Annotated in this window: 5 protein-coding genes; 1 reads left to right on the top strand and 4 read right to left on the bottom strand. The window is 46.2% G+C overall.

The genetic code is table 11. The features are described 5' to 3' along the window. A protein-coding gene (locus BM025_RS12745) for an IS3 family transposase (RefSeq protein ID WP_090875365.1) occupies positions 1 to 1,077 on the top strand; the annotation gives its coding sequence in 2 pieces (ribosomal slippage) (positions 1 to 227 and positions 227 to 1,077; 1,078 coding nt annotated over the 2 pieces). This gene is flagged as partial in the annotation. 476 nt (positions 1,078 to 1,553) lie between these two features. Here BM025_RS12745 and BM025_RS12735 read toward each other — a convergent pair. From BM025_RS12735 to BM025_RS12720, 4 genes are read right to left on the bottom strand one after another with little or no spacing between them, the layout of a single operon-like run. Further along, positions 1,554 to 3,104, bottom strand: a complete 1,551-nt coding sequence (locus BM025_RS12735; RefSeq protein ID WP_170842194.1) for an OmpA family protein — start codon at positions 3,102 to 3,104, stop codon at positions 1,554 to 1,556. Between the two features lie 52 nt (positions 3,105 to 3,156). Further along, positions 3,157 to 4,458 (bottom strand): hypothetical protein, encoded by a 1,302-nt coding sequence (locus BM025_RS12730; RefSeq protein ID WP_139204575.1) that lies wholly within the window; start codon positions 4,456 to 4,458, stop codon positions 3,157 to 3,159. Beyond that, positions 4,458 to 5,261, bottom strand: coding sequence for a hypothetical protein (locus BM025_RS12725; protein WP_085849941.1), 804 nt, complete (start codon positions 5,259 to 5,261; stop codon positions 4,458 to 4,460). Before BM025_RS12725 ends, BM025_RS12730 begins: the two co-directional genes overlap by 1 nt. Then, positions 5,261 to 6,880, bottom strand: coding sequence for a hypothetical protein (locus tag BM025_RS12720; protein WP_085849940.1), 1,620 nt, complete (start codon positions 6,878 to 6,880; stop codon positions 5,261 to 5,263). The genes BM025_RS12725 and BM025_RS12720 overlap by 1 nt, the downstream gene beginning before the upstream one ends. Between the last annotated feature and the right edge of the window lie 149 nt (positions 6,881 to 7,029).

Raw genomic sequence — 7,029 nt, 5'->3', positions numbered from 1 at the left:
CGAACAGATCATTGCGATGATCAAGGAGCAGGAAGCTGGCGAGAAGACCGCTGATGTGTGTCGGCGGCACGGGATCAGTTCGGCGACGTTCTATAAATACAAATCGAAGTATGGCGGCATGGAGCCGTCTGACGCGAAGCGGTTGCGAGCGTTGGAAGACGAGAACGGCAAGCTGAAGAAGCTGTTGGCAGAACAGATGTTGGACAACGCAATGTTGCGAGACATCAATTCAAAAAAATGGTGACGCCCGTTGGAAAGCGGAAAGCGGTGGCGCATCTGATGGACGCTCATCAGGTCAGTCAGCGGCGGGCGTGTGAAGTGCTTCAGGTTGATCGTTCTTCGGTGCGGTATCTGTCGCGACGGGGTGATGATGCCGAGCTAAGGGATGCCATCAAGCGGGTTTCGAGGGAACGGCGACGGTTTGGTTGTCGTCGTGTCCACGTGATGATCACGCGGGAAGGTTTTACTGTGAACCACAAGAAAGTCAGGCGCATCTATACCGAAGAGAAGCTGCAGGTGCGCCGCAGAGGTGGCAGAAAGCGTGCTTTGGGCACAAGGAAGCCAATGGTGCTGCCGGATGGCCCGAACCAACGCTGGAGCTTGGACTTCGTGTCAGACGCGCTGACAGACGGGCGCAGGTTTCGCATCTTGGCAGTCGTCGATGACTTCAGTCGTGAGAACTTGGTTCTGGTTGCTGATACATCGCTGTCCGGACACCGCGTTGCTCGTGAACTGGACAAGGTGATCGCAGAACGAGGCATGCCGAAGACAATAGTTTCAGACAACGGCACTGAGTTCACCAGTATGGCGATCCTCAAATGGGTTCAGGAAACGGGTATCGATTGGCATTACATCGCGCCTGGAAAGCCCCAGCAGAACGGCTTTATCGAAAGCTTCAACGGCAAGCTTCGAGACGAATGTCTCAACGAAACGCTGTTTGGCACATTGCGCGATGCCCGCAACACGCTTGAAGAATGGCAGGAGGATTACAACTGGCGCAGACCACATTCAGCATTGGGCAACCTCACCCCGATGGAATTTTTGCAGAGAAAGGCAATGGACAAGATGGCGGCCTAACGCCAAAGATTTAACCCCAAGGACTCCGCGCAAGGCTGGAGGAGACTTGGGGCTCAGGTCAACGGTGGTAAGCCCTGCTAAAAATGCAAATGATCCTGCGTTGCATGTTTGCTTTAAAAATAGTGGATTACCGAGAAATCTTACGGCAATCACTGGTGTCTGCAAGGATGCCTTTAAAGGCCCTTCTAGGGGAGATCGAGAATAGTGAAATTGCTACCAACGAAATTACGGAAGCTGACAGGCCGCCATTTAACTCGTGGCGAGCAATGAAAACACACACAATTAGAGAAAATCCTATAATGATTGATACGATTGCGACTGCGACCGGAATTATATCTTTAACGTGTTCCTCGCCAATTTCTTCACCAAACTTGAACATTTTTTTCCCCGTGGAGGCTATTGCACAAAAACAAAATGCTACAGAATGCTCAGGAAATGTTTAACGGCTTAGAAAAATCGGCCTAGCTCAATCAAGTTTATTGGCAGTAACTTGGCAATTCCATAGAACTCTGAGCTGACTTCTGTTCAAGTAAAGCATAACGACCAAATGAAAATGATGGGCAATCCAATCCAAGTCCTGCCCTCACAAGCTCTCCTGCAATATCGATCTCATCGACGAAGCAGACACCTACAAGTCGGTCGAAGGTCCTCTCACCACTCATCAAGCACTCAATGGGTTGGTCAAGATAATGATTTTCCATGAAGCGTCGCGCATCTTCGCCGAACGGATCAGAGAGCTCGGGTGCATGAAGACCTTGAATGCGCACTTTCTGTGCTGCAACTGTAATGGTATCTCCATCAGTGACACTGTCGACAGTCCCTTGCAACGTTTTGTAACCAAGGTCGATGTAAAGGCTTGGTGTAGGCAAGCTATGGAGGTCAAATTCCGGTTCAACAGTCACTGTCGACTTCACGTCTTCGCCGAAGATAGGCACGTCATGCTCGGCATCCACGTCGAGGAAATTCTCAATCACCATGTCATCAAGTGTTTTCAGATCAACGGCGAAGACAACTCTTCGCGATAATACACGATCTTCTTTACTATTCGTATCGAGGACGGGCCGAGCTGAAGAATAACCGACTGCGGCAAGACGAGATTTGGCCCAATCCTTAAATTCTGTGGCATCAGCGAAATCAAGGCAACGTTTGTATACGTTTGCGGCACGTGCTTGGCTTAAATCCAAGTTGTTTCGGAATGCACCATCTGTGTTAGTGCCATTCCATTCCGATGAAGCATGACCCTCAATCTGAATATTTCGTAGTGATGTGTCAAAGCCATATAAAACCTCAAGCCACGGAACGCAAAAGTTGGATAAAACCTCTTCAAAAACAGGTTTAATATTGGATCGTCCTGGGTCAAATAGAAGGCTTTCCGGAAACACAACGTTACCGTTGTCGAGTATTTCCCCACCCATCGACGAGATTAGACTGCCGGCCCGCTTTCGAATTTCACTGGCAACCCGTTCTCCACTTATTAATTCAGCGTCACGTAGATGTTCAATTGAGGCTAGCAAACCTTGCATTTCTTCAGCACTCAGACCTGTGGCTTGATATTCGCGCAATTTCTTTATCGAATCCAACAGTTCATTTGGCGCATTATTTGCAACATCTATGATAGCGGGAAAAGCCTCAAGCTCTGTCAACTCTGCCAAGCTCAATTTTGTATTTGGTTCGAGTTCAACCGCAGCTTCCGAAATACGCTTAACAACATCCTCGTCCAGAAGGCGTATTCTGTCCGCAACCTCTTGAACGGGTATGCCAGAGAACTCTTGCAATACAATAAGTGCATCGCGCAGTCGGCCTTCACCACCGGCAGCGACGACCAACTGCTCGAAGCTTTTACTATCCTCAAGTTTCTGTCCAAAACTTTGCAGTTGTTCACGATATAACACCGCTGCAGCTCGTTGACCCGGGGTGAATTCGTCATTGAACTTTGTAGCTTCTCGGGTTGTTTCCATCCACAAACTTAGAAGTAAAAGTAAAATAAAACATATGAGCATAAAGGCTTCGGCTGCCGTCAGTCCCATGACGGTTCCGCGTCGGTAATTTGCTTCTCTTGGCGGAGGAAGGCTCATTTAATCACGTATTCACAGGGCCGAGTGAAGGCACTTTGTCTTCCGACACAATTGGACGTTCTTGAGGTGCCGAGCTTGTGTCTTTTGCGCTACGGACTTCGGCTTGCAACTTTAATATAGTTTCAGAAAGGCCTCGTATTTGTTTCCCAAGATCAGTTTCCAAACGTTGGGTGAAATCGGGCATTTCATTGATGCGTTTGACTTGCGCTTCAATGGAATTTGAAAAGGTATCGAGTGCTTTTGAAGTTCGGTCTGAGTCTTTTTGGAGCCTTTCAGCGTTAAGAGAAAAGGCAACAGTCAGCTTTTCGCTGTCGGTTAGGACTGCCATAGATGCTTGAGAGAGTGATTGCTTTGACGCATCAAGCATTTTTTCGTTCGCGTCTCGGACAACCTCAATTATTCCATTACTATTCTTTTGAACGTTCAAAATTGCGGTTTCGAGATGGGTTTTGATCGTAGCATTCAAATCGGAAATTTGTGTTGATGTCATAGCCAAACTTTGTTGGGTCTGAGCTGAAATTTTGGTCACCGTTTCAGACAGATCACTTACCGTATCTTCGAATGCCTCCTTCAATGACACTTGTGCGGCAATTCTGGCATCCTTTGAACTTTTTAGAGCAGAATCCGTATTTTCAAAGATCTCATGAGTGATAGTCCCAAGGCGGCCACTTATAGGATCAAGGCCACGATTGAACGCTTCAAGGATTTCGGCATGAATTTTCTCAGACATTTTAGCACGATCGTCGGATAATTCAGTATGGTGCTCATTCAATGTTTGGCGGATCTCGACGCCTAAATATCTCACACCCCGAATAGCATCTGCGATTTCAGAGCGAAATAAGCGCATTGCATCGTTAAGCGCTAAGCGCGCTTCTCGATCCCGTGCGACAAGATCCAATCGAAACTGAAGACAGACAACGCGAACAGTAACACCGACAATCGTAGAGCTTAGCGCAACTCCAAAACCCGAAATGACATCGCTGATGAACTCCGTTTGGCCTGAGTGACCAGCCAATTGATAGAGTGTATGTGCTAACGATGTGAGCGTCAGGACAAAGCCGAGATAGTAAGCGTTGTCGCCAATCTGGTCACTCTCAAGTTGTGTTCTCGGCAGGACGGAAACGATAATGGCGTAAAAGACAATTAATAACCCCGAATAAAGGGCAGGAAGCCAGACAGGTGTGTTAATTTCTTTCAGTATAAGACTTCCGCATATGCCTAGCACAAAAACCGTACCCAACAGATACTTATCTGCATTGTCACGTCCTTGAATACGGAACGTTTGCCTGCGTGAAACAGCCGCCATCATAAATCTCCCACGAGTTCATAGTGCAAAGATGTGACGCCTTGTGCATCGAAATATCGGGCCCAAAAATTCTCAAGGTCAGGCTGGAATGTTTCTCGCACTGGAAGTTGAAGTAGAAAAACTTCCATACCCATCAAAGCTCTTGAAAGACGATTGACCGCGCCAGATTCAGTGAAGGCATCCCAATCATCGCCTTTGTAAAAGCTCAAGGTATCACTGTGTTGGGCGAGGTTTGAAAAGATAACGAGTGTTGTGGGTTTCTCATTGGCAAGAAAGTCTGGAACGCGTGACAGCAACTCTTGTAAGTTTTCAATGATGGGTGAACTATCTGCAGTTGATACTACCATTAGTGACGCGAGAATGGTTTCCATCGGCTTCTCAAAGTTCTCCCGATAGGTCGCAGCCACACGCATTACATTTTGAGTTAATGCATTTGCTTCAGAAGCTGGCTTACAGAGAGACAAAAAGGATTTTTCTCTTTCTAAGGAGTTCGGTGCAACAACACCGATGCTAATACGTGTTCCGGTTTGCACATCATTTATCATCCGTTCTACTTTTGTCTTCGCGAAGGTGAGTTGTGTCATCGAAACGGGATCTGTCTGATCAATCAAAAACACTAGATTCCCCATAGAGCCTCGTTCTGGACAAAGTGAAACTTGATCGATTTTGTCTTGGGTTTTTGCTGAGTATAGAAACCAAACAATCCCGCTGGCCAATAATAGAGCTAAAATGGTTAGTAACAATGATCCTATTTTTAGTGCCGCAGACCCGCCGTTTCGATTTGTGCGTCTACGTTTTGCCATCACAATTCACCTTTTTCTTCGGATTCGTCATCAAATAGAGGCATTTTCTCGGCTCGTTTTTTTGTAATTTTAGTTTTTGCGGCGGGAGTTTTGCGCGTCTTCTTTGGTTTCTCTTTCTCAGTGTCCTCTGGCGTTAAAACTTCAGTGTTTTTTGATGCCCTAAGAGAGGGGGCATTAATTTCAGAAAGCAGATTTTCCAATTCTTGGTTGCTTTCACGAGACTTTCTATCAGTTCGACCTGCTTTTACGTCCTGAACCGTTGAGAATGCTTGGAGAGAACGTTTTTGCGCACGTGTCAGTCGTTCTACCCCCATGTTCATGAGGGCTTCCATCTTATGAATCTCAGCTTCGACAAAACCCGTTTTTAGCCCGTCTTCTTTGGAGACGGAAAAGTCAACAAACTCAAATTTATGGTCCGTATTGAAATAGCTTGGAACAGGCTCACTGCGGGCTACGGTATTTGCTTCGCGGTAAATTCGGATAAGCTGGTTTGCACAATTTTCGATGCTATTTAAGAATGTGGTGAGATTGTTGGAAAGGGATCCACGGCTGTTAACTGCCGCTACGGCAGAGCGTAAATTTGAACGTCGAGCTTCGACTTCTTGACGCAATTCATCTTTCTGGGATTGAAATTGATTGTTCAGTGTCTCTGCAGCTTCTTCATATAGTTCAGCGTATTCAGAAATTGAATTTTCCACAGAATTCCAAAGATTATTATATCCTGGAACGGGATCAAGTTGCGAATACCCCTTCAAAAAACTCACCCCAGTGATGAAACACCCGACTAGAAATAACATCCAGGATTCAAGGGATCCTATGTTTAATGGCGCTGTAAGCGTATTAGCCACTGCCGATGACAAAGCGCCGTTCCAGCTTTCATATTCGAGCGCATCACGAAAATGAGCAACTGCCAGATTAAAAGCTAATACAACTGCGAGCCAAAGTGACAGCGATAGAAGGCCGATGATCCTATGAAAGAGGCCCTTGAGGTTTTTATAACGTGTCATGATGCCGGATAGAAAACCGATTGCGATGTTGACCAGTGAAATCATCAAGGCTTGACCTACACCGCCTACAAGTCCGAGGTCATGACGTTCTGCAAAAAACTGTCCATTGATAATACCTTCAATAAAAAACAAAAACAAAATTAGTGAGGCTGTAAAATATAATGGTGTCCTATCTCTAGGAGGGCCAACAAGTTGGTTCTTTGTCTGGAAGTGTTTTAGCTTCATCTGGAAACCCTGAACCCGATCACGGGAGGTATCGAGGTGGTTATCCTCCTGGTCCTCCAATTGTTGAAGCTTAGAGACACCGTCAGCAATTTTTAGTTTTATCTCGGTGCTATCGGATTGGGCGTCAGAAATTCGGGTGCGATAGGTAGCCATCTCATCATCAAAATTATTGAGCGCTTCCTTGCGAAGGTTAGAGATTTCTTGGACCGCATCCAATTCTGCGCGAGTAAGCGTGGTCTGTTCGGAGGTTGGAATATTTTTCTTTCCATCTTCTCGCCCCCGTTTCTCAAGTCGCAGATTCTTAGCAATAGAATCGACATTGATGTCAGGGAAACGATGAAGACTCGGATCAAACTTGATGCCTTTGCGGCTGAAATAACCAAGCACTAAACGGACCTCTTAATTTAGTTAATAATTCATTCCTATCACCTATCCTGATCTTTACAAGGCAGGGAGGAAACGGCTTGATATACTCATTCTGTTTTTTTTGCACTACTATTGGGCAACGACATGAAGACGCATCAGGTATTGATGCT

The organism is Pacificibacter marinus, from assembly GCF_900109555.1.
Lineage (GTDB): Bacteria > Pseudomonadota > Alphaproteobacteria > Rhodobacterales > Rhodobacteraceae > Celeribacter > Celeribacter marinus_C.
Note: the sequence above shows the minus strand (reverse complement) of the source record. Positions and strands in the feature narration are given on the sequence as shown.